The 24,167-nt window shown below is 65.0% G+C and carries 30 protein-coding genes; 7 read left to right on the top strand and 23 right to left on the bottom strand.

Translation table 11 applies throughout. The features are described from left to right. Window positions 1-43 precede the first annotated feature (43 nt). From yidC to yihA, 3 genes are read left to right on the top strand one after another with little or no spacing between them, the layout of a single operon-like run. A complete protein-coding gene (yidC, locus tag PVW48_RS19085) occupies window positions 44-1,864 on the top strand; it encodes a membrane protein insertase YidC (RefSeq protein ID WP_274582535.1) in 1,821 nt (606 codons plus the stop codon). Next, window positions 1,861-2,610, top strand: a complete 750-nt coding sequence (locus PVW48_RS19080) for an MOSC domain-containing protein (protein WP_274582534.1) — start codon at window positions 1,861-1,863, stop codon at window positions 2,608-2,610. Before yidC ends, PVW48_RS19080 begins: the two co-directional genes overlap by 4 nt. Next, window positions 2,607-3,260 (top strand): ribosome biogenesis GTP-binding protein YihA/YsxC, encoded by a 654-nt coding sequence (yihA, locus tag PVW48_RS19075; RefSeq protein WP_012177005.1) that lies wholly within the window; start codon window positions 2,607-2,609, stop codon window positions 3,258-3,260. The genes PVW48_RS19080 and yihA overlap by 4 nt, the downstream gene beginning before the upstream one ends. Window positions 3,261-3,322: 62 nt before the next feature. Here the strand turns inward: yihA and PVW48_RS19070 are convergent, their stop codons facing one another. Both PVW48_RS19070 and PVW48_RS20155 read right to left on the bottom strand, forming a co-directional pair. Continuing rightward, window positions 3,323-4,054 carry an SDR family NAD(P)-dependent oxidoreductase gene (locus PVW48_RS19070; RefSeq protein WP_274582533.1) on the bottom strand — a complete coding sequence of 244 codons (732 nt, stop codon included), beginning with the start codon at window positions 4,052-4,054 and terminating at the stop codon, window positions 3,323-3,325. Then, on the bottom strand, window positions 4,051-4,179 hold the full coding sequence (locus PVW48_RS20155) for a hypothetical protein (RefSeq protein WP_443112691.1): 129 nt from the start codon (window positions 4,177-4,179) through the stop codon (window positions 4,051-4,053). Before PVW48_RS20155 ends, PVW48_RS19070 begins: the two co-directional genes overlap by 4 nt. On the opposite strand from PVW48_RS20155, the gene argB reads away from it, so the two are divergent. The 3 genes from argB to PVW48_RS19055 are packed head-to-tail and all read left to right on the top strand — an operon-like array spanning window position 4,142 to window position 6,178. Continuing rightward, a complete protein-coding gene (argB, locus tag PVW48_RS19065; protein ID WP_274582532.1) occupies window positions 4,142-5,005 on the top strand; it encodes an acetylglutamate kinase in 864 nt (287 codons plus the stop codon). The two genes, PVW48_RS20155 and argB, sit on opposite strands and share 38 nt — an antisense overlap. Then, complete coding sequence (locus PVW48_RS19060) at window positions 4,974-5,681, top strand: ferredoxin (RefSeq protein ID WP_274582531.1); 708 nt, start codon at window positions 4,974-4,976, stop codon at window positions 5,679-5,681. The genes argB and PVW48_RS19060 overlap by 32 nt, the downstream gene beginning before the upstream one ends. Beyond that, on the top strand, window positions 5,678-6,178 hold the full coding sequence (locus PVW48_RS19055) for a SixA phosphatase family protein (protein ID WP_274582530.1): 501 nt from the start codon (window positions 5,678-5,680) through the stop codon (window positions 6,176-6,178). The genes PVW48_RS19060 and PVW48_RS19055 overlap by 4 nt, the downstream gene beginning before the upstream one ends. Window positions 6,179-6,221: 43 nt before the next feature. Here the strand turns inward: PVW48_RS19055 and PVW48_RS19050 are convergent, their stop codons facing one another. From PVW48_RS19050 to PVW48_RS19000, 11 genes are all read right to left on the bottom strand, one after another. Beyond that, complete coding sequence (locus PVW48_RS19050) at window positions 6,222-6,992, bottom strand: amino acid ABC transporter ATP-binding protein (RefSeq protein ID WP_044027579.1); 771 nt, start codon at window positions 6,990-6,992, stop codon at window positions 6,222-6,224. 21 nt (window positions 6,993-7,013) lie between these two features. Continuing rightward, window positions 7,014-8,312: an amino acid ABC transporter permease gene (locus tag PVW48_RS19045; RefSeq protein WP_274582529.1), complete on the bottom strand. Its 1,299-nt coding sequence runs from the start codon at window positions 8,310-8,312 to the stop codon at window positions 7,014-7,016. Window position 8,313: 1 nt separating this feature from the next. Continuing rightward, entirely contained in the window at window positions 8,314-9,549 is a 1,236-nt protein-coding gene (locus PVW48_RS19040) for an amino acid ABC transporter permease (protein WP_274582528.1), read from the bottom strand. 120 nt (window positions 9,550-9,669) lie between these two features. Next, window positions 9,670-10,686 (bottom strand): amino acid ABC transporter substrate-binding protein, encoded by a 1,017-nt coding sequence (locus PVW48_RS19035; protein WP_012176997.1) that lies wholly within the window; start codon window positions 10,684-10,686, stop codon window positions 9,670-9,672. Between the two features lie 349 nt (window positions 10,687-11,035). Next, window positions 11,036-11,740, bottom strand: coding sequence for an ATP12 family chaperone protein (locus tag PVW48_RS19030; RefSeq protein ID WP_274582524.1), 705 nt, complete (start codon window positions 11,738-11,740; stop codon window positions 11,036-11,038). After that, entirely contained in the window at window positions 11,737-12,417 is a 681-nt protein-coding gene (locus PVW48_RS19025) for an HAD-IA family hydrolase (RefSeq protein WP_274582522.1), read from the bottom strand. Before PVW48_RS19025 ends, PVW48_RS19030 begins: the two co-directional genes overlap by 4 nt. Continuing rightward, window positions 12,414-13,460: an RluA family pseudouridine synthase gene (locus tag PVW48_RS19020; protein ID WP_274582519.1), complete on the bottom strand. Its 1,047-nt coding sequence runs from the start codon at window positions 13,458-13,460 to the stop codon at window positions 12,414-12,416. The genes PVW48_RS19025 and PVW48_RS19020 overlap by 4 nt, the downstream gene beginning before the upstream one ends. Continuing rightward, window positions 13,457-13,837 (bottom strand): fluoride efflux transporter CrcB, encoded by a 381-nt coding sequence (gene crcB / locus PVW48_RS19015; RefSeq protein ID WP_274582517.1) that lies wholly within the window; start codon window positions 13,835-13,837, stop codon window positions 13,457-13,459. Before crcB ends, PVW48_RS19020 begins: the two co-directional genes overlap by 4 nt. 31 nt (window positions 13,838-13,868) lie before the next feature. Continuing rightward, window positions 13,869-15,179 (bottom strand): replication-associated recombination protein A, encoded by a 1,311-nt coding sequence (locus PVW48_RS19010; RefSeq protein ID WP_274582515.1) that lies wholly within the window; start codon window positions 15,177-15,179, stop codon window positions 13,869-13,871. Window positions 15,180-15,358: 179 nt separating this feature from the next. Continuing rightward, complete coding sequence (locus PVW48_RS19005) at window positions 15,359-15,946, bottom strand: acyl-homoserine-lactone synthase (protein WP_012176991.1); 588 nt, start codon at window positions 15,944-15,946, stop codon at window positions 15,359-15,361. A gap of 56 nt (window positions 15,947-16,002) precedes the next feature. Further along, window positions 16,003-16,614: an autoinducer binding domain-containing protein gene (locus PVW48_RS19000; protein ID WP_012176990.1), complete on the bottom strand. Its 612-nt coding sequence runs from the start codon at window positions 16,612-16,614 to the stop codon at window positions 16,003-16,005. Between the two features lie 114 nt (window positions 16,615-16,728). On the opposite strand from PVW48_RS19000, the gene PVW48_RS18995 reads away from it, so the two are divergent. After that, entirely contained in the window at window positions 16,729-16,884 is a 156-nt protein-coding gene (locus tag PVW48_RS18995; protein ID WP_157865182.1) for a hypothetical protein, read from the top strand. Between the two features lie 72 nt (window positions 16,885-16,956). On the opposite strand, the gene rplQ is transcribed toward PVW48_RS18995, so the two are convergent. From rplQ to rpsE, 10 genes are all read right to left on the bottom strand, one after another. After that, complete coding sequence (gene rplQ / locus PVW48_RS18990) at window positions 16,957-17,373, bottom strand: 50S ribosomal protein L17 (RefSeq protein ID WP_274582510.1); 417 nt, start codon at window positions 17,371-17,373, stop codon at window positions 16,957-16,959. Between the two features lie 118 nt (window positions 17,374-17,491). Then, window positions 17,492-18,508, bottom strand: a complete 1,017-nt coding sequence (locus PVW48_RS18985; protein ID WP_044027577.1) for a DNA-directed RNA polymerase subunit alpha — start codon at window positions 18,506-18,508, stop codon at window positions 17,492-17,494. Between the two features lie 117 nt (window positions 18,509-18,625). Next, window positions 18,626-19,015, bottom strand: a complete 390-nt coding sequence (rpsK, locus tag PVW48_RS18980; protein ID WP_012176987.1) for a 30S ribosomal protein S11 — start codon at window positions 19,013-19,015, stop codon at window positions 18,626-18,628. A 15-nt stretch (window positions 19,016-19,030) separates the two neighbouring features. Then, window positions 19,031-19,399 carry a 30S ribosomal protein S13 gene (gene rpsM / locus PVW48_RS18975; protein WP_044027576.1) on the bottom strand — a complete coding sequence of 123 codons (369 nt, stop codon included), beginning with the start codon at window positions 19,397-19,399 and terminating at the stop codon, window positions 19,031-19,033. A 236-nt stretch (window positions 19,400-19,635) separates the two neighbouring features. Next, entirely contained in the window at window positions 19,636-20,277 is a 642-nt protein-coding gene (locus tag PVW48_RS18970) for an adenylate kinase (RefSeq protein WP_274582508.1), read from the bottom strand. Continuing rightward, on the bottom strand, window positions 20,274-21,635 hold the full coding sequence (gene secY, locus PVW48_RS18965) for a preprotein translocase subunit SecY (RefSeq protein WP_012176984.1): 1,362 nt from the start codon (window positions 21,633-21,635) through the stop codon (window positions 20,274-20,276). Before secY ends, PVW48_RS18970 begins: the two co-directional genes overlap by 4 nt. 111 nt (window positions 21,636-21,746) lie before the next feature. Then, window positions 21,747-22,220 (bottom strand): 50S ribosomal protein L15, encoded by a 474-nt coding sequence (gene rplO / locus PVW48_RS18960; RefSeq protein ID WP_012176983.1) that lies wholly within the window; start codon window positions 22,218-22,220, stop codon window positions 21,747-21,749. A gap of 383 nt (window positions 22,221-22,603) precedes the next feature. Further along, window positions 22,604-23,137, bottom strand: coding sequence for a hypothetical protein (locus tag PVW48_RS18955; protein WP_274582505.1), 534 nt, complete (start codon window positions 23,135-23,137; stop codon window positions 22,604-22,606). A gap of 208 nt (window positions 23,138-23,345) precedes the next feature. Further along, entirely contained in the window at window positions 23,346-23,534 is a 189-nt protein-coding gene (gene rpmD, locus PVW48_RS18950; RefSeq protein WP_012176982.1) for a 50S ribosomal protein L30, read from the bottom strand. Between the two features lie 12 nt (window positions 23,535-23,546). Then, a complete protein-coding gene (rpsE, locus tag PVW48_RS18945) occupies window positions 23,547-24,122 on the bottom strand; it encodes a 30S ribosomal protein S5 (protein WP_274582502.1) in 576 nt (191 codons plus the stop codon). Window positions 24,123-24,167 lie beyond the last annotated feature (45 nt).

Genomic DNA, 24,167 nt, shown 5'->3' with positions numbered 1-24,167 from the left:
GGTTGAACCCCCCTATCCCAACGGTAGAAGGTGCGGGCTTCACATGGACGACCAGAACAAGAACCTCATTCTCGCCACGGCGCTCAGCTTTCTGGTGATCCTTGTCTGGTTCCTTCTTTTCCCACCGGAAGAGCCGGTGACCGACCCCAACGCGCCGACCCAGATCACGCAATCGGGCGAGACGGCCGATGTCGCCCTGACACCGCCTGCCGCCGTGACCGAAGCCGCCCCGGGTGCCGCCCCGCAAACAGCCGCGACCCCGACCGAGAACGCCCCGCGGGTCCAGATCGACACCCCTGCGCTGGAGGGGTCGATCTCTCTTCTCGGGGGGCGGATAGATGACCTGTCCCTGAGGAACTACAACGAAACCCTGGAGCCGGACTCGCCGATCGTGCGCCTGCTGTCTCCGGTGGACGCGCCCGGAGCCTACTATGCGCTCTATGGCTGGGCCCCGGCCGGCACCCTGTCCTTTGACGATGTGCCGGGTGCCAACACCCTCTGGACCGTGGAAAGCGGCGACACCCTGACGGTGGACACCCCCGTGGTGCTGCGCTGGGAGAACGGCAACGGCCTGATTTTCCGCCGCACCCTCGCGGTGGACGATGATTTCATGTTCACGGTGACCCAGAGCGTCGAGAACACCACCGAAACCGACAAGCGGATGCAGCCCTACGGCATCATCGCGCGGCACGGCGAGCCCGACACGATCAACTTCTTCGTGCTGCACGAGGGCGTGGTGGCCATGGCCGATGGCAGCCTGATCGAATCCGACTATGACGACATGCTCGACTACGATTTCGTCGAACGGGAAGGCGCCCGGGCCGAGGTCGAGCAGGTCGAGCAGAACGGCTGGATCGGCTTTACCGACAAGAACTGGATGACCACCCTCATCCCGACGCCCGGGCAGCCCTTCACCTCCGTGGCGAAATACGTGGGCAACGCCGACATCTACCAGACCGAGACCCGCCTGCCGACGCAAACCGTGCCCGGGGGACAGACCGTGACGGTCGAGACCCGGCTCTTTGCCGGGGCCAAGGAGTGGGAAGCCATCCGCGGCTACGAGCGCGAGCTGGGCATCGAAGGCTTCATCGACAGCATCGACTGGGGCTGGTTCTACTTCCTGACCAAGCCGATCTTCTTCGTTCTGCACGAGTTGAACCTTCTGATTGGCAACATGGGCGTCGCGATCATCGTCCTGACCCTGCTGATCAAGGCGCTTTTGCTGCCGCTGGCCTGGAAGTCCTATGTCTCCATGGCGCGCATGAAAGAGTTGCAGCCCGAGATGGAGAAGCTGAAGGAGAAGGCGGGCGATGACCGCCAGAAGCTCCAGGTTGCGATGATGGAGCTCTACAAGAAGGAAAAGGTGAACCCCGCCGCGGGCTGTCTGCCGATCCTGCTCCAGATCCCGATCTTCTTCTCGCTCTACAAGGTGATCTTCGTCACGATCGAGCTGCGTCACGCCCCGTTCTTCGGCCCGTTTCAGGACCTGTCGGCGCCCGACCCGACCTCGATCATGAACCTGTTCGGCCTGCTGCCCTTCGCCTCGCCCGAGCCCGGCTCGATCCTGGCGCTGATCTTCATCGGGATCCTGCCGCTGCTGCTGGGGATTTCCATGTGGCTCCAGCAGAAGCTGAACCCGGCGCCCACGGACCCGACCCAGGCGATGATCTTCGCCTGGCTGCCCTGGGTGTTCATGTTCATGCTTGGCACCTTCGCCAGCGGCCTGATCGTCTACTGGATCGCGAACAACGTCATCACCTTCGCCCAACAGTATTTCATCATGCGGCGCCACGGGTACAAACCCGACCTCTTCGGCAACATCGTGGCCAGCTTCAAGAAGAAGAAGCCCTCGGAGGACAAGTGACCGGCACCGTCGCCGCGATTTGGCGCCACCCGATCAAGTCCCACGGGGCCGAGGCGTTGGAAACGGCGACCCTGTCCCGGGGCGGCACCCTGCCCGGCGACCGGCTCTGGGCGGTGCTGCACGATGCGGCAAAGCCCAATCCCGAGGGCTGGTCGCCCTGCGCGAATTTCGCGCGCGTCGCGAAGGCACCGGCGCTGGCGGCGATCCGCGCCCGGCTGCATCCCGATGGGCAGACCGTCACGCTGACCCACCCGGACCGTCCGGACCTGGACGTCGCGCCGGACCGGGAGGCGGACGCCTTCCTCGCCTGGGTCGAACCGCTGGTCCCCGCGGACCGCGCCCAACCCGTGGCCGTGCTGCGCAACGATGCGCGCGGCTTCACCGACACGCCGGAGCCCACCATCAGCCTGTGCAACCTCGCCTCTCATCGTGCCGTGAGCCAGAAGCTCGGCCGCGAGCTGTCCCCCCTGCGCTGGCGGGGCAATATCTGGCTCGACGGGCCCGCCCTGTGGGAAGAACTCGAATGGGTCGGGCGGCGCATTGCCCTTGGCACGGCGGAACTGGAAGTTACCGAGCCTATCGCGCGGTGCACTGCAACCATGGCCAACCCGGAGACGGGGCGCCGCGACGCCGACACGCTCGCCGCGCTTGAGACCGGCTGGGGACACCGCAATTTCGGCGTCTATGCGGTGGTCACCCGCGACGGCGAGGTGCCCCTCGGCGCAGAGCTGCGGGTCCTGCCATGACCGCCCTGCCCTTCCCCCTCAGCCCCGAGCCCGACGCGCAAAGCCTTGAGGCGGGGCGCAAGCTGTTTGCGGGCGAGGTCACCTTCCTCAAGGGCGTTGTGGCCATGTCCGGCCTGCCCCCGGCGGACCGGCTGGAGGTCTGCTTCGCAGGCCGCTCGAACGTGGGCAAATCCTCCCTGATCAACGCGCTGACCGGGCGCAAGGCGCTGGCGCGCACCTCCAACACGCCCGGTCGCACCCAGGAGATCAACTATTTCTGCCTCGGCGAGGATCGCTACCTTGTGGATGTGCCCGGCTACGGCTTTGCCGAGGCGCCCGTGGCGGTGGTGCAGAAATGGCAGGCCCTGCTCAAGGCCTACCTGACCGGGCGGCCCACCCTGCGCCGCGCCTTCGTGCTGATCGACGCGCGGCACGGGATCAAGGCGGTCGATCACGAGATCATGTCCCTGCTCGACACCGCCGCGGTCACCTTCCAGGTGGTGCTGACCAAGGCGGACAAGATCAAGACGGCCGAGCAGGACAAGACCCTCGCCCAGGTCCGCAAGGAGCTTGCCAGGCACCCCGCGGCCTTCCCCGAGCTTCTGCTGACCAGCTCGGCCAAGGGCGACGGGATCGAGACCCTGCGCGCCACCGTCGCCGGGCTGGTGTAGGCTCGGGTCGGGAAACACCCCCGGGGTTGGGAACTGGCCCGTGATCAGATACCGGCCCGCCCTCAGACGTGCTGGCCGCCATTGACCTCGATCTCCGTGCCGGAGATGTAGCTGCTCCGCTCCGAGCACAGGAAATAGATCGCCTCGGCCACCTCGGAGGGTTGCCCGAGCCGCCGCAGGGGCAGCTTCTCGACGATCCTGTCCGTCCCCGGCGACAGGATCGAGGTTTCGACCTCCCCCGGCGCGATGGCATTCACGCGCACGCCGAGCGGGCCGAAATCATGGGCCATCTCTCGCGTCAGCGCCTTGAGCGCAGCCTTGGACGTGGCATAGGCCGCCCCGGCGAAGGGGTGCACCCGGGTACCGGCGATTGAGGTGACGTTCACCACCGCCCCGCCCGCGGCGGCCAACTCGTCCTTCAGCCCCCGCGCCAGCACCACCGAGGCGAAGAAATTGACGTGGAACACCTGCCCCCAGGTCCGCAGGTCCGTGTCCAGCGTGCTCAGCCGCGCGCCGCCCGCCCCCTTGGGCGAGATACCTGCATTGTTCACCAGCGCATCGAGACAGCCGCCCACCTTGTCGCGAATGACCGAGATCGCCTCCATCGTGTTGTGCGGGTCGGCGAGATCGACCTGAATATGATTGTCCTCTCCGCCGGGCCATGGGCACCGCGCATCGAAGGGCTGGCGGGAGCAGGACAGAACCCGCCACCCCTCCGCGCTGAACTTCTTCACGGTGGCGTGGCCGATACCGCGACTGGCACCGGTCAGAACGAGAGTACGTTGACGACTCATGGGGCTGGACCTTTCCCGCGCAGCCTACGCCTTGGCACGCTGCCGGGAAACAGGTAACAGGCGTGACCACACCAGACCGGGCCCAAGATGAAAACGAGACCGATGAAAAGCGACTGGATCGCCACCGCGCGCACCCTTTCCGAAGCCGTCCCCTTCCTGCGCCGCTACGATGACGCGATCGTCGTGATCAAGTTCGGCGGCCATGCCATGGGCGATGCCGAGGCGATGGCGAGCTTTGCCCGCGACATCGTGCTGATGCGCCAGGTCGGGGTGAACCCGGTGATCGTCCATGGCGGCGGGCCGATGATCAACGCCATGCTGGCCAAGCTCGACATCAAGTCGGATTTCGTGAACGGCAAGCGGGTGACCGATGCCGCGACGATCGAGGTGGTCGAAATGGTCCTGTCGGGCCTGGTGAACAAGCGCATCGTGCAGGCGATCAACCGCGAGGGCGGGCGCGCCATCGGGCTCAGCGGAAAGGATGCCAACCTCATCGTCTGCGACCCGGCGGACCCGGCGCTCGGCTTCGTCGGCGAACCGGTGGAGGTGACGCCGGACACCTTGCTGCAACTCGTCCGGTCCGAGATCATCCCGGTGATCGCCCCGATCGGCACCGGGCGCGAGGGCGAAACCTTCAACATCAATGGCGACACGGCTGCAGGCGCCATCGCCGCCGCGCTCAAGGCTGACCGGCTCTTGCTGCTGACGGATGTGTCCGGGGTGAAGGATGCGCAAGGTAAGGTCGTGACCGAACTGACCGTGGAGAATATCGAGGAGATGACCGCCGCAGGCGTCATCGCCGGGGGCATGATCCCCAAGACCGAGACCTGCGTTACGGCGATCAGGGGCGGCGTGCGCGCGGCGGTGATTCTCGACGGTCGTGCGCCCAATGCCTGCCTTCTGGAGCTGTTTACCGAACATGGCGCCGGCTCGATCATCCGCCGGGGCTGAGGCCACGGACTTTGCTGGGCTGGAGGCCGCCGCCGCGGCGCGCCACCTGGCCGTGTTCGGCGCCTGGCATCCTGAGGGCGACCCGGATGTGCCGGCGGGCACGCAAACCATGATCCTGCTCGGGCCGCGCGAGCCGGGCTTCTGGGCCGCCTTCCGCGCCAGCCCGGAGGCGCAGGAGGCTTGCGCCGACCCGCTCGACCGCTGGTCCCGGCGCGTGATCGGCCAGTGGGCCTGCGACCTCGGCGCAAAGGCGCTCTTCCCCTTCGGCGGCCCGCCCTGGCGCCCCTTCATCCGCTGGGCGCGCGAATCGGGCCGGGCGCATATCTCGCCGGTCGGGCTGCTCGTGCATGATACGGCGGGGCTGATGATCAGCTACCGGGGCGCGCTGGCGCTGAAACAACGCCTCACCCTGCCACCCCCGCCGCCCGTCCCCTGCGCGGAGTGTTCATCCCAACCCTGCCGCATCGCCTGCCCGGTCTCCGCCCTCTCGCCGGAGGCCTATGACGTGCCCCTGTGCAAATCGTTTCTGGACACGCCCGCGGGTCTCGACTGTCATGGGCGCGGATGCGCCGTGCGCCGCGCCTGCCCCCTCAGCCGATCCTACGGCCGGGCCGAGGCGCAATCGGCCTTCCACATGCAGAGCTTTCACAGGCGGAGGCAACGGGGGCCGGAATGAAGACACTTCTTCTCATGCGACACGCCAAGTCGAGCTGGGCCGAGCCCGGGCGCGACGACCACAGCCGCCCCCTGAACGGACGCGGGCGGCGCGGGGCCGAGGCCCTGGGCCGCTGGATCCGCGACAATGACCTGGTCCCGGACGAAGTGTTGTGCTCCGACGCGGCGCGCACCCGGGAAACCTGGCGGCGCCTCGATCTGCCGGGCGAGGTGACGCTGGACCGAGCACTCTATCACGCCGAAGGCGCGGCCCTGATGGCGCGCCTGCAGCAGGCAACCGGGGACCGGGTCCTGATGATCGCCCATAACCCGGGCATCGCCGAGTTCGCCAGCCGCCTGACACCGGACCGGCCCGAGCATCCGCGCTTCGCCCAGTACCCGACCGGGGCGACCACGGTGCTGCACTTCCCCATCGCGGAATGGGCGGCCCTTGAATGGAACACGGGGCGCCTTGCGTCTTTCGTGATCCCCGCAGATCTCGGCGTGACCCGGACATGACAAAGGCCCCGGGGGTCCGGGGCCTTCGCGCGATGTCGGTGCTTCAGTGGCCGAGGATCTGGCTCAGGAACAGCTTGGTCCGATCCGATTGCGGGTTGCCGAAGAACTCCTCCGGCTCGTTCTGCTCCACGATCTGACCGGCATCCATGAAGATCACCCGGTTCGCCACCTGCCGCGCGAAGCCCATCTCGTGGGTCACGCAGATCATGGTCATGCCCTCTTCGGCCAACTCGATCATGGTATCGAGCACTTCCTTGATCATCTCCGGATCGAGCGCCGAGGTCGGCTCGTCAAAGAGCATGATCCGCGGCCGCATGCACAGCGACCGGGCAATCGCCACCCGCTGCTGCTGCCCGCCGGACAGCTGCCCGGGATATTTGTTGGCCTGGTCCGGGATCTTCACCTTCTCGAGGAAATGCATCGCCGTGGCCTCGGCTTCCTTCTTGGGCGTCTTGCGCACCCAGATCGGCGCCAGGGTGCAATTCTCCAGGATGGTCAGATGCGGAAAGAGGTTGAAGTGCTGGAAGCACATCCCGACCTCGGACCGGATCGTGTCGATGTTCTTGAGGTCCGAAGACAACAGCGTGCCGTCCACGGTGATCGAGCCCGCCTGATGCTCCTCCAATGCGTTGATGCACCGGATCAGCGTGGATTTGCCCGAGCCCGACGGCCCACAGATCACGATCCGCTCGCCTCGGTAGACCGTCAGGTTGATGTCGCGCAGCACGTGGAATTGCCCGTACCACTTGTTCATCTTGTCGATCTCGATGGCCACCTCGTCCGAGACGGTCATTGCCGGGGCCTGGTCTGTCATAGCCATATGAATGCCCTTTCCTTAGCGATGTTCGGTTGCGAGCTGACGCTCCAACCATTGCGAGTATTGCGAAATGCCGTAGCAGAAGACGAAGAACAGCAACCCGAAGAAGCCCAGAAGCTCCCAGTAGACGCCGAACCATTCCGTCGAGGACAGGATCGGCCCCTGGATCATGCCGAGCATGTCGAACATCGAGATGATCGAGACCAGCGTGGTGTCCTTGAACAGCCCGATCGCGATATTCACGATGGACGGGATCGAGATCTTCAACGCTTGCGGCAGGATGATCAGACGCATGGACTGCCAGTAATCGAGGCCGAGGCTGTCGCCCGCCTCGTACTGCCCCCGCGGCAAGGCCGCGAGCCCGCCCCGGATCGCTTCCGCGATATAGGCCGAGGCGAAGAGGGTGATCATGATGATCACGCGCAGCACCAGGTCGAAACTCGTGCCCGGCGGCAGGAAATAGGCCAGCATGACCGAGGCCACGAACAGCAGGGTGATCAACGGCACGCCGCGGATGAACTCGATGAAGACCACGCAGACGCCCTTGATGATCGGCAGGTTCGACTGCCGCCCCAGTGCCAGGGCGATCCCCAGCGGCAGCGACAGCGCGATGCCCGAGGTTCCGAGAATGAAGTTGATCATGAATCCGCCGATGAAGCGGCTTTCCACCTGCGGCAGACTCAGTGCCACGACCGAGGACAGGGCGTTCACCGCCAGCGGCGAGATGAAGATCCAGAAGAGCAGCGTGGCAAAGAGTGCCGCGACGATCGCCCCGAAGAACGATCTTTCCTCCAGCGCCTTGAACGCGACATAGCCCACGACAACGCCCACGAGCGCCATGACCGACACCCAGGCGGAGCCGCCCCAGATCAGCCAGTAGGCGATGAACGGGAACAGCCCCGTGAACCACAGCATCTTGCGCGGCAGCTTGAAGAACAGCACCGGCGCCAACGCGACGAACAGCCCGACAAAGGCCAGCACCGCGCGCCAGTATTCCTCGTTGGGGTAGTTGCCGAAGATCAGCTGCGGCCAGCGTTCGGCGATGACCGCGAAACAGCCACCGATCGCCCCGTCCAGGATCTCCCGGCAATCACGGATCGAATTTGCATCCCAGACCCCGTTGAACATCCAGGGCATCAGGATCGAGGACAGCCAATAGATGAAGGCCGCCGTCAGCAGCGTCAGGATCGAGGACGGGATCGAATAAAACAGGTTGCTGCGCAGCCAGTTGACGATCCCGACTTCCGAGACCGGCGGCGGGCTCGGCGGGATTTCCTCGGTGCGGACGAAGGCGGCGCTTGCATGGGTATCGCTCATCTCAACGCTCCTTCAGCTTCACGGCATTGTTGTAGAGGTTCATCAGCGCCGAAATGCTCAGGGAGATCAGCAGGTAGAACAGCATCAGCAACAACACGCATTCGAAACTTCGCCCGGTCTGGTTGAGCGTCACGCCGCCCAGGGTTCCCGTCAGGTCCATGTAGCCGATTGCGGCCGCGAGGGACGAGTTCTTGGTCAGGTTCAGGTATTGCGAGATCACGGGCGGAATGATCACCCGCAGCGCCTGCGGCAGGATGATCAGGCTCATGATCCGGTTGGGCCGCATGCCGAGCGCGGCGGCCGCCTCTGTCTGACCCTTGGAGACCGCCAGGATGCCCGCCCGCACGTTCTCCGCGATGAAGGCGCCGGTATAAAGCGCCAGCGCGAACCACAGCGCGATCAGCGTGCCGCGGATGTTGATCCCCCCCCGGAAGTTGAACCCGCCCAGTTCGGGGTAGTCGAGACCGATGGGGCGCCCCATGACGAAAAAGGCCAAGAGCGTCGGAACGAAGAAAATCGCCAGCGAGATGCGGCCCACGGGCAGCAGCTTGCCGGTGTTGAACAGCAGGTTCTTGGCGTAACGCCGGAATACGAAGATCCCGATGATCGACAACAAGAACACCGCCACGACGATGCCCGAGCCGGGGTTCCAGACCGGCGCCGGGATGTAGACCCCGCGATTGGTGAAGGCCACACTGTCCCACAGAACCATCGTGGCGGTGGCGTCCTCGCCGCGGAATGCCCGCGGTTGCGGCAAAGCCTGGCTCATCACCGCCGAGATGATGACGATCCAGATCAGCACCGGGATGTTGCGGAAAATCTCGACATAGACCGACATCACCTTGGCCACGAGCCAGTTCTTCGACAGGCGCAGCACCCCGGCCAGCACGCCGAAGATCGTTGCGGTGATGCAGCCCAGGAAAGCCACCAGCAGCGTGTTCAGCAAGCCGACGAATGCCGCGCGCATATGGGTGTCGGTCGAGGTGTACGGGATCAGCGTCTGGTCGATCTCGTAGCTCGCGGGCTGTCCGAGGAAGCTGAAATTGATGTCCTGGCCGAGGGCCGCGAGGTTGTAGATCGCGTTGCTGACAAGCCAGCCGAAGAAGAAGATCAGCGCGATGAGCGCGATGAACTGAAACGTGTAACCTCGATACCGGGTATCATTGATCAACATGCCCAGGTTGAAGGGCTGGTTTGGCGGCCCGCTCGCGGGTGGCGGATCACTGAAGGTGGTCATCTGAGGCCCCTGTGGTTGCGGCAGGGTTCTTTTTATCGCGCTTGAACTGCGCTGCCCTGCTCGGATGTAATCGTAAACGAAAAAGGGCGCAGGAAATCCTGCGCCCAATCTGTGCCCCGCTTAGCGGAAGGGCGGTGCGTAGAGCAGACCACCCTCGGTCCACTGGGCGTTCAGCCCACGTGCCAGACCGATCGGCGTGTTCTCCCCGATATGGGTCTCGAAGATCTCGCCGTAGTTGCCACCCGCCTTGATCACATTGACGGCCCAGTCGGCCGACAGGCCCAGCTGCTCGCCGAGGTTACCCTCGGTGCCCAGCAGGCGGTTGATCTCGGGGTTGTCGGTGCCCGCGGCCAGCTCGGCCACATTGGCGGAGGTCACGCCGAGCTCTTCGGCGGCGATCAGGGCGTTGAGCGTCCAGCGGACGATGTCGCCCCACTCGTTGTCCCCGTGGCGCACCAGCGGGCCCAGCGGCTCTTTCGAGATGATCTCGGGCAGAACCACATGCTCGTCCGGGCTCTCGAAGGAGGCGCGGGTCGCGGCCAGGCCGGAGGCGTCGGTCGTGTAGACGTCACAGGCCCCTGCCAGATACTGCTGCTGCGCTTCCGACGCGGTGGAGATCGGCACCGGCTCGAAGGAGATGTTGTTGGCGCGGAAGAAGTCCGCAAGGTTCAGCTCGGTCGTGGTGCCCTTCTGGATGCACACCGTGGCGCCGTCCAGCTCGGTGGCGGAGCTCACGCCCAGCGCCTTGGGCACCATGAAGCCCTGACCGTCGTAATAGTTGATCCCGGTGAACTCGAGCTTGAGGTCGACATCGCGCGAGAAGGTCCAGGTGGTGTTCCGGGCCAGCATGTCGATCTCGCCGGAGTTCAGAACCTCGAAACGGACCTGGTTGGTGACCGGGTTGAAGTTGACGGCGGTGGGGTCACCGAAGACCGCGGCGGCCACGGCACGGCACACGGCCACATCGAAGCCCTGCCACTCGCCGTTTGCGTCCTGCGATGCGAAGCCCACGAGGCCGGTGCTGATCCCGCAGTTCACGGCACCACGCGCCTGAACTTCTTCAAGCGTATCTGCCGCGGCACCGGTCGCTGCAAGCCCAGCGGCCGCCAGAGCGCCAAAAAGAACTGATTTCTTCATCTTATCCTCTTCCTGATGGTTTGCCGGTTATGTCCGACAAAGTCGGCCTTTGTGGCCGTTTGCATGTCACGAGAGAGAACACCCCTCCCACCAGCGTCACAAATTGGGCATTTCCCCAAAATAACGTCAAGTGTTCGGCGGTACATTCCCTTCCCTTACCAGATAGCACTTTCGGCGCCGTGGGAAATGCCCAAGAAATACACAAGCGCTTTCAAATTGGTCGCGTTTTTCGGACAAGGCACGGGAAACATGCCAGAATTCGGGCCTGCGCCAGGGCGGCACCGGATACGTTAATTTCCGATCGGGAAACAGTTCTTGTCGCCATAGCGCGCCCGGCACCAAGGTGACGTTACGAAAGGTCGAAGATTTCCTTCGCCCGCAGGTAGTCCGCGCGCTTCACCGCAATGCGCTCGGCCTCTTCCTCGTCGTCACCCCATTGGGAGATCTGCCACTCTTCATCGATTCGCGACGCGGCAAAACCCGCCTCGGCGCTCATCCGGCCCTCGGCCACCGCAAGCCCCAGAACGAGGGAGCCCGAGATCGCCACAAGGTCGTGAAAACCGGTCAGCTGGAACGGGGTGAACGCCGCGACCGCCTGCGACAAGCGCGCCAGGCTGTCGGCGTCCTGGTCCACCGGCAACACCCCCGCAGTCACCCGCAGCCGCGCCCCGTACCGCTCCGCCGCCCAGTCGAGCAGGGGATCCCAGCTCTCTGCCTGGCGCGCGCACAGCGTATCCGGCCCCGTGGCGCGATAACACAGCAGGTCCGTGCCGCCATAGGCGCTGAGCATCTCGGCCACCTCCGCGTGCTGCGGCGTCACCTTGTCCAGGGCAGCATTTGCCGCGCGGGTAAACGGCATCGACTGCGGGTTCACCGTCTCGTCCTGCGCGTCCCATTCGGCGGCGATGCGTTCGGCGAAACCGCGGCTCGGCACCACCAGCAGGGTCTTGAGCGGCGTCCGCACGCTGCGCCCATCGAGCCGCACCTCGAACCCCGTGCCGGCCTCGACGATGTCCGTCTCTTTCCAGAACCGTTTCGCTGCCCAGCCGCTCATCCCTGCCTCCAGATCGTCTCCAACGCGGTGGGTAGTTCGGCGAAATCCGCCAGGACTTCAACCGCGCCATGGTCGCGCAGGCGCGCGGGCGCGTGGTAGCCCCAACCGACGCCCAGCGGCGTGACCCCGGCGGCGCGCGCCATCTCCATGTCGAACCCGGTATCGCCCAGCATGACCGCCTGCGCCGCATCGACCCCGGTCTCGGCCATGGCCTGCCACAGCATCGAGGGATGCGGTTTCGACGGATGGTCGTCCGCCACCTGCGAAGTGATGAAAAAGGGCCGCAAATCGTGGCAGTCGAGCAGAAGCTCCAGACCCCGGCGGGATTTGCCGGTCGCCACCCCGAGCAGCGTGTCGTCCCGCTCGGCCAGCGCCCGCAACGCCGCCAGCGCCCCGGGATAGAGCGGCGCATCCGCCTCCGCCCCGCCCGCGGCCCGCTGGGCCACGAAGGCCTGCCTGTACCCCTCCGCAAGGCGATCATGGTCCCGCGCCCCGACCTCCGGCGCCAGCTGCGCCATGGCCACGGGCAAGGACAGCCCGATGATCGCGCGCATGGCCGCAGGCTCCGGTGGCACGAGGCCGATCCCCTCGAACGCCTGGATCATCGCCGCAAGGATCTGCTGCTGGCTGTCCACCAGCGTGCCGTCCACGTCGAACACCACCAGACGCAGGGTCATTCAAGCGCCTCGAACGGGTCCACGGGCACGTCCCGCGCATCCCAGCCCAGCGCCTCCCAGGTGCGCGCCATATGGGGCGGCAGCGGCGCGGTCAGCGACAGCCGCGCGCCGGTGACGGGGTGCGTCAGGCTCAGATGTCGCGCATGTAGATGCAGCTTCTTCGACATCTCGCCGCCCAGCTGCGCGCCCCAGCCATCGCCCAGGTTTTCCTGCCCCGACCCGCCATACTTGCCGTCGCCGATGATCGGATGCCCCAGCTCGGCCATATGGGCGCGCAACTGGTGCGTCCGCCCGGTGATCGGCACCAGCGCACACCAGGCCACCCGCCGCCCCAGGGCCGAGAGCACAGCGTAATCCGTCGTCGCGCGCTTGGCGTCCGGATGGGCGTCCATCTGCCGGGGGTCGATGCAGAGCATCTTCTCGCCCTCGCCGCGCTTGCCGTGCCCCGGCGCCTTCATCAGGGCATAGCGCACGGTGCCCAGCTGTGGCTGGGGCACGCCGGCCACCGCCGCCCAATAGATCTTGCGCGTCTGGCGCGCCCGGAACGCCGCCGTCAGGGCCGCGGCGCTGCGCCGGGTCCGCGCCATCAGCAGCACGCCCGACGTGTCCTTGTCGAGCCGGTGCACCAGGCGCGGCGGCTCGTCGAGCTCGAATTGCAGCGCCTCGGCCATCCCGTCGATATGGCGCTCCTGCCCCGAGCCGCCCTGCACCGGCAGCCCGGCGGGCTTGTTCAGCGCCAGGATATCCGCGTCGCGGTAGATCACCGTGGCCTGCAGCATCTCGCGATCCGCATCCGAGATCCGCGCCCGCGCGGGCCGCGCCGTGATCTCGCCCGGCTCCGGCAGGGGCGGCACCCGCACGGCCTGCCCGGTCTGCAGGCGCGTCGCGGGCTTCACCCGCCCGCCATCCACGCGCAGCTCGCCCTTGCGGCACATCTTCTCGATCCGGCCCTGGCCCAGATGGGGAAACCGCCGCCGCAGCCAGCGGTCGAGCCGCTGATCCCCCTCGTCCACGCCCACGGTCAGGGTCTGCACACCGCTCATGCCACTACCATCCGCGCCATATGCATCCCCGTCCAAAGCCCGCCCACCGACAACACCACCGACGCCAGCACATAGCCCGCCGCCAGGCCCAGCTGCCCGCGCTCGATCAACGTCACCGTTTCCAGCGAGAAGGCCGAGAAGGTGGTGAACCCTCCCAGAAGCCCGGTCATCACCAGCGGCGACAGGTGCGTCAGCCCCCGATTCGCCGCCATCACCACGAACACCCCCATCAGGAAACTGCCCAGAACGTTCGCGCCCAGCACCGCCACCGGAAACGCCGTCGGCCCCGTCAGACGCAGAACGCCAACGCCCAGAAGCCAGCGCAAACTGGCCCCGACCGCGCCGCCGAGGGCAACCTGGAGAAGGGTGGATATCATGGCCGCTCTGTCGGCCCTGGCGCGCGGCTTGTCAACTCTGCCTCTTGGCGCGCAGCTTGGCGAAATAGGCCAGCCGCTTGGCCAGGTCGCGCTCGAACCCGCGCTCCACCGGCGCGTAATAACGCGGCCGCGCCATGTCGTCGGGAAAGTAGTTCTGCCCCGAAAACCCATCCTCCGCATCGTGGTCATAGGCATAGTCCGCGCCGTACCCCTGATCCTTCATCAGGGCCGTGGGCGCGTTCAGGATATGCTTGGGCGGCGGGGCCGAGCCGCTGGATTTCGCCTGCTTCATCGCCGCCTTGTAGGCGACATAGGCCGCGTTCGACTTGGGCGCGAGCGCCAGGTACACCACCGCCTGCGCGATCGCCAGCTCACCTTCGGGACTGCCCAGCCGCTCATAGGTCTGCCACGCATCCAGGCACAGCCGCTGCGCCTGCGGGTCGGCCAGCCCGATATCCTCCACGCTCATCCGCGTGATCCGCCGCATCAGGTACCGCGGGTCCTCCCCGGCCGTCAGCATCCGCGCCAGCCAGTAGAGCGCCGCATCCGGGTCCGATCCCCGCACCGATTTGTGCAGCGCCGAGATCAGGTTGTAATGCCCGTCGCCCGACTTGTCGTATTGCGCCGCCCGCTGGCTCAGCCGCTGCCCGAGCGCCTTGGCATCGAGCGGCGCTTCGGGCGTCCAGCTCGCCACCTGCTCGATCAGGTTCAAGAGCGCCCGCCCATCCCCATCCGCCATCTCGATCAGCGCCGCCCGCGCCCCGGGCTCCAGCGGCAGGCTCACGCCCAGCAGCGCCTCCGCCCGCGCCAACAGCGCCTCCAGCGCCACCGCGTCCAGACGGTGCAGCACCAGAACCTGTGCCCGGCTCAGGACCGCCGCGTTCAACTCGAAGGACGGGTTTTCCGTGGTGGCGCCCACCAGAACGATGGTCCCGTCTTCCATATGGGGCAGAAAGCCGTCCTGTTGCGCCTTGTTGAACCGGTGGATCTCGTCCACGAACAGAAGCGTCCCCTGCCCGCCCTGCCGCCGCAGCCGCGCGGCCTCGAACACCTTGCGCAGGTCCGGCACCCCGGTGAAAATCGCGCTGATCTGAACGAAGGCAAGGTCGGTTTCCGCCGCCAGCAGCCGCGCGATGGTGGTCTTGCCCACCCCGGGCGGCCCCCAGAAGATCACCGAGGACAGCGCACGATTGGCCAGCATAGCGCCGAGCGGCCCGTCCGGGCCCAGAAGGTGATCCTGCCCGATCACCTCGGACAGGTGCGCGGGCCGCAGCCGGTCCGCCAGGGGCCGGGGCCCGTCATCGGGCGGCGCGGCCCCGTCGCGGTCGAACAGATCAGCCATGGCCCTGCCCGCGGCCGGAAAGGGGCGCGCCCCCTGCGGGCCGCGGTGCGAGGGGGACGCACATCCCCCCCGCGGAGTATCGACAGGAAACCGAAAGACGCATGAAGACCCCGCCAGGCTGTGAGGCCGCAGGTATGCGCGCTCCGCCCCGTCGGTTCAAGGCACTCTGCGCGCGGCGCCTAGTGCAGCTTGCGGGTCAGGTCGATCGACACGCACTGGTTGTCGATCCCGTCCAGCTCCATCACCCGCCCGGCCGGCTCGATATCCAGGCCCAGCCGGTCCGCGAAACGGGTCCAGACCGCCGGGACGAGCCCCAGCACCCTGGACGCGCCATGCTCCCGCGCGGCCTTGGTCATCTCGCTGATCAGGCAGGCATGGACCCGGCGGCGCAGCTTCTGCGGCGTGGTGTGCGAGACGAAGACGCGGCTCGATTCCCAGACACTCTCATCCACCGGCGCAGGCCCATAGAGCAGGTCCTGCGGGATGGTGTCGAGCAGCCCCATCTGGGCGTCCCGGATCATGTAGGTATAGATCCCGCAGCGCGCCGTGGTGGGCGTCAGCCGGATACCGGCATAAACCTCGCCGAATTCGTGCACGGCGACCCAGCGGCTCGCGGGCGTGTCGTACTGGTCGTACTCCATCCCCATCGCCTCGGGCAGGTCCCATTTGTTCTGAACAATGAAGGACTGTCGCCTCGCGCGAAAGAGATTTGCGAATAACTCGCCATGGTTGTGAAGGTTCTCGAACGAAAGCGTGGTGGTTTGCATGGGTCAGTCTCCAGTTTGTGGTGGTGGTGGGTCGAGAAGACCGAGGCCAAAGACCCCTATAGCAGCCTGTAGTCCTTCGCTCGTTGAATGGCTTCGGCTGTGGTACGTGCCATCAGCTTCTGTCTCGCCGCCGTGAGGCGAGCTTTCAACGCACTTTCGGAGATACCGAGTTTGGCAGCGGCCGCTGTATGTCGGTCCCCGGCCGCAATGTGGCCGAGAGCCTCGATCTGTGCCTTGGTGAGGCTGTCCGGCGGCGTCGTGGTGTCGTGAAGCCGCAAGACGATCGTCTGGATGGCCGATATCTCGTCATCCGTGAACTCACGGTCCGACCGGGCAGCTCCGGCGATGGTCCGTGAACTGATCTCGCCGCAAGAGACGGCGACACCATAGTTGAGCCCGAACCGCGCCGCATCGTCGAGGATGCCGAACGGATCCGGGATTCCGATCTCGCTCCACCGGGTGGCCCCGGTCATTCCAAAGCCCCAGGCGAGAAGTGGGTCGCGCAGCGCATAGGCCTGTTCGGTGTAGCGATCCTTCCACTCTTGTGGATAGGTCTGGTAGTCCAGCAGAGGGGCGGCGAACCGGATATGAAGGCCGATATAGTATCCAGTTGGGGAGAGAAGCCCCAATTCATGTAGATCCAGTTCGATGCCTAGCTTTATGGACATGTCTTTTTAGACAAGTTGAAAAGAATCCCGTCAAGCTGCAAAACCGTTCTACCGAAGGTTGTAACGAGGTATCGAATGCCCGCTAGAATAAGTCCGGGACTCTTTGCGCGTGTCATGGCTCTGCCCGACGCGGCGCGTGAAGATTTACTGGAATTCATGGGTGGATCCCCTGTGGACGACACGTGTCTGGAAGCGCTGATCGATGACATATCGGCGCGCATCGAGCGCGAGCGGACGCAACGAAAAGCCCAAAGATTGGAACAGAATTAGACGTCCAGCCGGGAGCCAACTAAAAAACCCCGCCAATGGCGGGGTTTTTTGTTTTCCGGCCTGTGGTGACGCTCAGAGCGCGTCTTCGTCCGCGGCCTCGCGCGCCTTGTCGGCAGCGCCCTTGGCATCCACGTCGCGGTCCACGAACTCGATGATCGCCATCGGCGCCATGTCACCGTAGCGGAACCCGGCCTTCATGATCCGCACATAGCCGCCCTGGCGCTCGGCATAGCGCGGGCCCAGCACGTCAAACAGCTTGGCCACATAGGCATCCTGCTTGAGCTGCGAAGCGGCCTGACGGCGCGCATGCAGGTCGCCACGCTTGGCCAGCGTGATCAGCTTTTCCACGATCGGACGCAGTTCCTTGGCTTTCGGCAAGGTGGTCTTGATCTGTTCATGTTCGATGAGCGACCCGGCCATGTTCGCGAACAGGGCCTTGCGGTGCTCATGGGTGCGGTTCAGGCGGCGATAGCCTCTCGCGTGACGCATTTTCTGTCTCCGTAGCTTTGTTTTGCTTTGTCCGGCGGCCGATGCGTGTCAGCCGCTCTCCTTGGGGCGGATGCCCGGTCGTGCGGGGGTGTAGGCCGGAGTTCACCCCGGCCTTCCCTCAAAACTGGTCTTCGAACTTCTTGGCCAGGTCCTCGATGTTCTCCGGCGGCCAATCCAGGATATCCATCCCCAGATGCAGCCCCATCCCCGACAGCACTTCCTTGATCTCGTTCAAGGATTTGCGGCCGAAGTTCGGCGTGCGCAGCATCTCGGCCTCGGTCTTCTGGATCAGATCGCCGATATAGACGATGTTGTCGTTCTTCAGGCAGTTGGCCGACCGCACCGACAGCTCCAGCTCGTCCACCTTCTTCAGCAGAAGCGGGTTGAACTCCAGATCGTCCTCTTCGGACTGGCTGCGGGCCGCTTCCGGCTCGTCGAAGTTGACGAAAACCGACAGCTGGTCCTGCAGGATCCGCGCGGCATAGGCCACGGCATCGTCCGGCGTGACCGATCCGTCCGTTTCCAGCTTCAACGTCAGCTTGTCATAGTCCAGCACCTGGCCCTCACGGGTGGGCTGCACGTCATAGGACACCTTCTTGACCGGCGAGAAGATCGCGTCGATCGGGATCAGGCCGATGGGCGCATCCTCGGGACGGTTCTTGTCCGCCGAGACATAGCCCTTGCCGGTGTTCACGATCAGCTCCATGAACAGGTCCGCGCCCTCGTCGAGGTGACAGATCACGTGATCGCGGTTCAGCACCTCGATCCCCGCACTCTCCGAGATATCCCCGGCGGTGACGACCCGCGGACCCTTGGCGGAGATCGACACCCGCTTGGGGCCTTCGACTTCCATGCGGATCGCGACCTGCTTGAGGTTCAGCACGATGTCGGTGACATCCTCGCGCACGCCCGCAACGCTGGAAAATTCGTGCAGCACGTTGTCGATCTGGACGCTGGTGATGGCCGCGCCCTGCAGCGACGACATCAGCACCCGGCGCAACGCGTTGCCCAGGGTCAGGCCGAAGCCCCGCTCCAGCGGTTCCGCAACGACGGTGGCCTGGCGCGCGGGTTCATTGCCCGGCTTGACCTCCAGTTGCGTCGGTTTGATGAGTTCTTGCCAATTCTTGTGGATCATAGGTGTCGCCTCCATACCTGTCTCCAGCGGTGTGATCCGGTGCCAAAGACGCCCGAGGAATAAATGACACCAAGGGCCACGGGAAAAACCCGCGGCCCTCGGGGAAAATGTGTACGCTCAGACGCGGCGGCGCTTGGGCGGACGGCAGCCGTTATGGGCGATCGGGGTCACATCGCGGATCGCCGTGATGTTGAACCCGACAGCCGCCAGGGCGCGCAACGCGCTCTCGCGGCCCGACCCGGGGCCCTGCACCTGAACTTCCAGCGTCTTGACGCCGTGTTCCTGTGCCTTCTTGCCCGCGTCTTCGGCGGCCATCTGGGCGGCGTAGGGGGTGGATTTACGCGACCCCTTGAACCCCATGGTCCCGGCCGAGGACCACGCGATCGCATTGCCCTGGACGTCGGAGATGAGGATCTTGGTGTTGTTGAACGAGCTGTTCACATGCGCCACGCCGGCGGCGATGTTCTTGCGCTCTTTCTTCTTCGTGCGCTGCTTGTCACGTGCCATGTCTGCGCCCTCCCCTTACTTCTTCTTGCCGGCAATGGCCTTTGCGGGGCCCTTGCGCGTGCGTGCGTTGGTGTGGGTCCGCTGACCGCGAACGGGGAGGTTGCGGCGATGACGCAGACCGCGGTAGCAGCCCAGGTCCATCAGACGCTTGATGTTCATCTGCGTCTCGCGGCGCAGATCGCCTTCGACCGTGTAGTTGGCGTCGATATGCTCACGGATCGCAAGGATCTCGGCATCCGACAGCTCGTTCAGACGGCGGCTCTCTTCGATGCCCACGGCTTCGCAGATCGCTTGCGCGGAGCTCAGGCCGATCCCGGTGATGTAGGTGAGGGCGATGGGGGTGCGCTTGCCCGTGGGCAGGTTCACGCCAGCAATACGTGCCAAATCATATGTCCTTTTCGGTGCGGTTCCGTCATGCCAGAACCTTTTTTCACAACCAAAAGCCCGTGGGGTCTCCACGGGCCCGACCCGGCGACTCGACGATCGGGAATCGCCGCGCGCCGGATGGGTTGACCTAGGCCCGTTCAGACCGGAGGTCAACCCGATTCACAACCTGTCAAGGGGTTTCTTGCCGACCCCGCGCCGCGTGGACCCAATGCCCCGCGCGCAGGGCCGGAAGCTCAGTCCAATGCCGCCGCGATCTCGGAAGCCACCGCGTCCATGGCCCCCATGCCATCCACCGGGCGCAACGTCCCCTTGGCATGGTAATACCCGATCAGCGGCGAAGTCTTCTTGTAGTATTCCATCAGGCGCTGCTTGAGGCTTTCCTCGTTGTCATCCGCCCGGCGCTTGAAATCCGAGGCGCCGCAGTTGCTGCATTTCCCATCCGCCGGGATCGGGCGCAGCGTGTCGTTATAGACCTCGCCGCAGCCGCCGCAGGTCGCGCGCCCGGCGATCCGTGCCACGAGGGCCGCGTCGTCCACCCGCATCTCGATCACCGCATCGAGGCTCTGCCCGAGCTTGTCCAGAAGCGCGCCGAGTGCATCCGCCTGGGCCAGGGTGCGCGGGAACCCGTCGAAGATGAACCCACCGCCGGCCTCTCCGGCCAGCTTCTCCTCGATCAACCCGATGACGATCTCGTCGGTGACCAACTCGCCCCGGTCCATGACCTCGGCCACCCGTTGCCCCATCTCCGTCCCGCTGGTCCGGGCCTCGCGGAGCATGTCGCCGGTCGACAGTTGGGTCATGCCCCGCTCCTCGACCAGCTTGCGTGCCTGCGTGCCCTTCCCGGCGCCCGGAGGCCCCAGAAGTATGATATTCATCGACGTGCCGGGCTCCTCTTCCCTTTGCCGCGTTTCTTGCCGCGCAACTGGGACTTCTCGATGAGCCCTTCGTATTGATGCGCGAGCAGATGGGACTGGATTTGCTGGACGGTGTCCATACCCACCGACACGATAATCAGGATCGAGGTGCCGCCGAAATACGCCGTGATCGCCAGTTCGGTCCGCACCATTTCCGGGATGAGGCAGACCAAGGCCAGGTAGCCCGAGCCCACCACCAGAATGCGGCTGACCACGTAATCGAGATATTCCTCGGTCTTCTTGCCCGGCCGGATGCCGGGGATGAAGCCGTTCTGGTTCTTGAGGTTGTCCGCCACATCTTCGGTCTTGAAGGACACGTTGGCGGTGTAGAAGTAGGTGAAGAAGATGATCATGCCCGCGAAGAACAGCAGGTAGAGCGGCTGCCCGGGTCCGAAATAGGCCAGGATCGTCGACATGATCGGGCCGGAGTTGCCGCCCGAGAAGGTACTGATCGTCGTCGGCAGGAGCAGCAGCGAAGAGGCAAAGATCGCCGGGATCACGCCCGCGGGGTTGATCTTAACCGGCAGGTGCGAAGACCCGCCGTCATACATCTTCATGCCCACCTGGCGGCGCGGATACTGGATGTGGATCTTGCGCAACGCGCGCTCCATGAACACCACGAAGACCAGCGTCGCCAGCAGCATCAGGATCACGCCCAGGATCACCGGCGTGGACAGCGCGCCGGACCGGCCACTCTCGAAGAACTGCGCCAGGGCCGCGGGCAGCTCGGCGATGATACCGACAAAGATGATCAGCGAAATGCCGTTGCCGATGCCGCGCTGGGTGATCTGCTCGCCCAGCCACATCAGGAACATCGTCCCGCCCACCAGCGTGATCACGCAGGCCGCCCGGAAGAACCAGCCCGGATCGGTCACCAGACCGCCCGATTCAAGGCTGATCGCCAACCCGTAGGCCTGGAAGGTCGCCAGGAACACCGTGCCGTAGCGCGTGTACTGGTTGATCTTCTTGCGCCCCTGCTCGCCCTCTTTCTTGAGTTGTTCGAGCTTGGGCACCATCGCGGTCAGCAGCTGCACGATGATCGAGGCCGAGATATACGGCATGATCCCGAGCGCGAAGATCCCCATCCGGGAAATCGCACCGCCGGTAAACATGTTCAAAACGCCGCCGAGACCCGCGGCCGCCTGGTCCATGAATTCGCGCAGCTGCGCGCCGTCGATCCCCGGCACCGGGATATAGGTGCCCAGCCGGTAGACGATCAGAAGACCCAGGGTGAAGAAGATCCGCTGCCGAAGCTCGGTCGCCTTCCCCAGGGCGGACCAACTCATGTTGGCGGCCATTTGCTCTGCTGCTGATGCCATATCTCGTTCCTCGGGACGTCTCATGAACAACGCCGCCGGACCGTTTCCCGGTCAGGCGGCGCTGGAAAACTGATGCTAGATGTAAGCGCCGCGGGGGCCGCTCACAACCGCTTACGCAGCCGCCTGCGCAGAAGTGACCGCGACGGAGCCGCCCGCCTTCTCGACCGCGTCGATCGCGGACTTCGATGCGCCGGTCACGGTCAGGTCGATCTTGGTGGTGATCTCGCCCTTGGCGAGCACCCGCACACCGTCGAGCTTCCGCCGGATCAGGCCAGAGGCCAGCAGCGCATCCTCGGTGATCGGCTGGCCCGCGTCGAGCTTGCCGGCCTCGATGAACTTCTGGATCAGCCCGAGGTTCACCACCGCGAACTTCTTGCGGTTGCGCATGTTGAAGCCACGCTTCGGCAGGCGCTGGTAGAGCGGCATCTGGCCGCCCTCGAACCCCTTGATCGCCACACCCGAGCGGGACTTCTGCCCCTTGATGCCGCGTCCGCCGGTCTTGCCCATGCCGGAGCCGGGGCCGCGCCCCACCCGCTTGCGGGGTTTGGTGGCGCCGGGATTGTCGCGCAGTTCGTTGAGTTTCATATCGCTTCTCCTTGCCGGATGCGGGGATCGAAGCGAAAGCCCCCGACCTCGGCGTTTCTTGCTTGTTTTTAGACTCGGGCCGCAGGGACCACCGGGGGCGTATACGCGCGCTTTCGCGACGGTTCAACCCCTGCTGCGCAAGCGCGCACCCTCTGCACGGAAAAGGCCGGAAAGGGGTGGCACTTCCCGCTTTGGGGCAACCCTAGAAGCGCCATTCCAGAACCGGTCGCACCTCAAAAATGCGCTCGGTTCATAACAAAAACAGGACGCAGCCCCAACTGGGCACTTTTGAGGCGCAGTGGGGGAAGGCCAGTGCGGCCGCTCCCCCCGCGAGGCCGGCATATCGGTTGCCGCAATTCGCGCACGCGTCGAGGCGACGATGACTATGGGGATGGGGGCATGTTGCTCCACCGGATGCGCAGCGCCTTGCCTCCACGCCTTGGCAGATCACAGCGATCGATCATCCGCCCGGAAACACTGAAATCCGGTAAAATCCGAACCACGAGCAGCTTGCTGAAATGCCGGTTTTCAAGGCGGACGCTCGCCTGGTCGTCATTCCTGGCGGGAGATAGCGTTTTGATCTCGACAAACTCGTTTCCCAGTTTGCCATCAGAGCCCTGCGCATAGTTTCTGTGGAGCTTTATTCCGTAGTGAAGAGCACCGAACAGCTCGCCAATATCTCCATAGACATTGAGATGCCGACCCGTGTCGTGGAAATAGCTTTTGGCGAGCAGCAGCAGGTCGTTGAAGTAGGGCACCAAAGTCAAATCGGCCCTGGGATACCTGAAACGAAGCTCCGCTTCGCGCTCCAGCTCCTCCAAACGACTATGGGTCACCTCGTCTGGATCGACTATGCTGTCCCAAGCGCACCACTCTCCATCAATCCAGAAAGCGTTGTCCGGTCCCAAGGCGTTCATTGGAAGCTCCTGTCCACGAAACACACAAAGCAAGGAACTTGGCGCGAAATAAGGCCATCCGAGGGCCCAAGTCGGAACCGGTCGCGTCGTCGGACGGGGGCGACCCGTTCAGCGGCGAAATCGAGACTGACCAGACGAGCACATCGGAAAACGAAAAACGCCCCGGAGTCCGGGGCGTTTCCTATCGCTTTCGCGGGTGAGCCGAAGTTCAGCCCTTTTCCTCGATGATCTGGACCATGTGCGGGATCTTGTTGATCATGCCGCGCACCGCCGGCGTGTCTTCCAACTCGCGCGTCTTGTGCATCTTGTTCAGGCCCAGGCCGATCAGCGTCTGACGCTGCTTTTCCGGGCGGCGGATCGGCGAGCCGATCTGCTTGATGACGATGGTTTTTGCCATGTTCCCGTCTCCTTAGGCTTCGGCCGGCTCGGCGGCGGCGTCGGCGGGCTCGCCATCCTTCTTGAGGATGTCGGAGACCTTCTTGCCACGGCGCTGTGCGACCATGCGGGGGCTGGTCTCCTTGCGGAGACCGTCCAGCGTTGCACGGATCATGTTATAGGGGTTCTGCGACCCGATGGACTTGGCCACCACGTCCTGCACGCCCAGCATCTCGAACACGGCACGCATCGGACCACCGGCGATGATCCCGGTGCCCTGGGGGGCGGTACGCATCATCACCTTGCCCGCGCCATGGCGGCCTTCGATGTCGTGATGCAGGGTCCGACCCTCGCGCAGCGGCACGCGGATCATCTGACGCTTGGCCTGCTCGGTGGCCTTGCGGATCGCCTCGGGGACCTCCTTGGCCTTGCCCTTGCCGAAGCCCACGCGGCCCCGCTGGTCGCCCACGACCACGAGTGCGGCAAAGCCGAAACGCTTGCCGCCCTTGACGGTCTTGGAAACACGGTTGATCGCGACCAGGCGGTCTGCGAATTCAGGGGTCTCGTCGCGGTCGTCGCGGCGTCCCCGGCGGTTGTCACGCTCTGCCATTGCGGGCTCCTTGCGTCTGTATTGGGTCAATCCAGGTGGCCTTCA

Origin of the sequence: Dinoroseobacter sp. PD6 (assembly GCF_028807315.1) — a bacterium.
Taxonomy (GTDB): Bacteria; Pseudomonadota; Alphaproteobacteria; order Rhodobacterales; family Rhodobacteraceae; genus Dinoroseobacter; species Dinoroseobacter shibae.
Note: the sequence above shows the minus strand (reverse complement) of the source record. Positions and strands in the feature narration are given on the sequence as shown.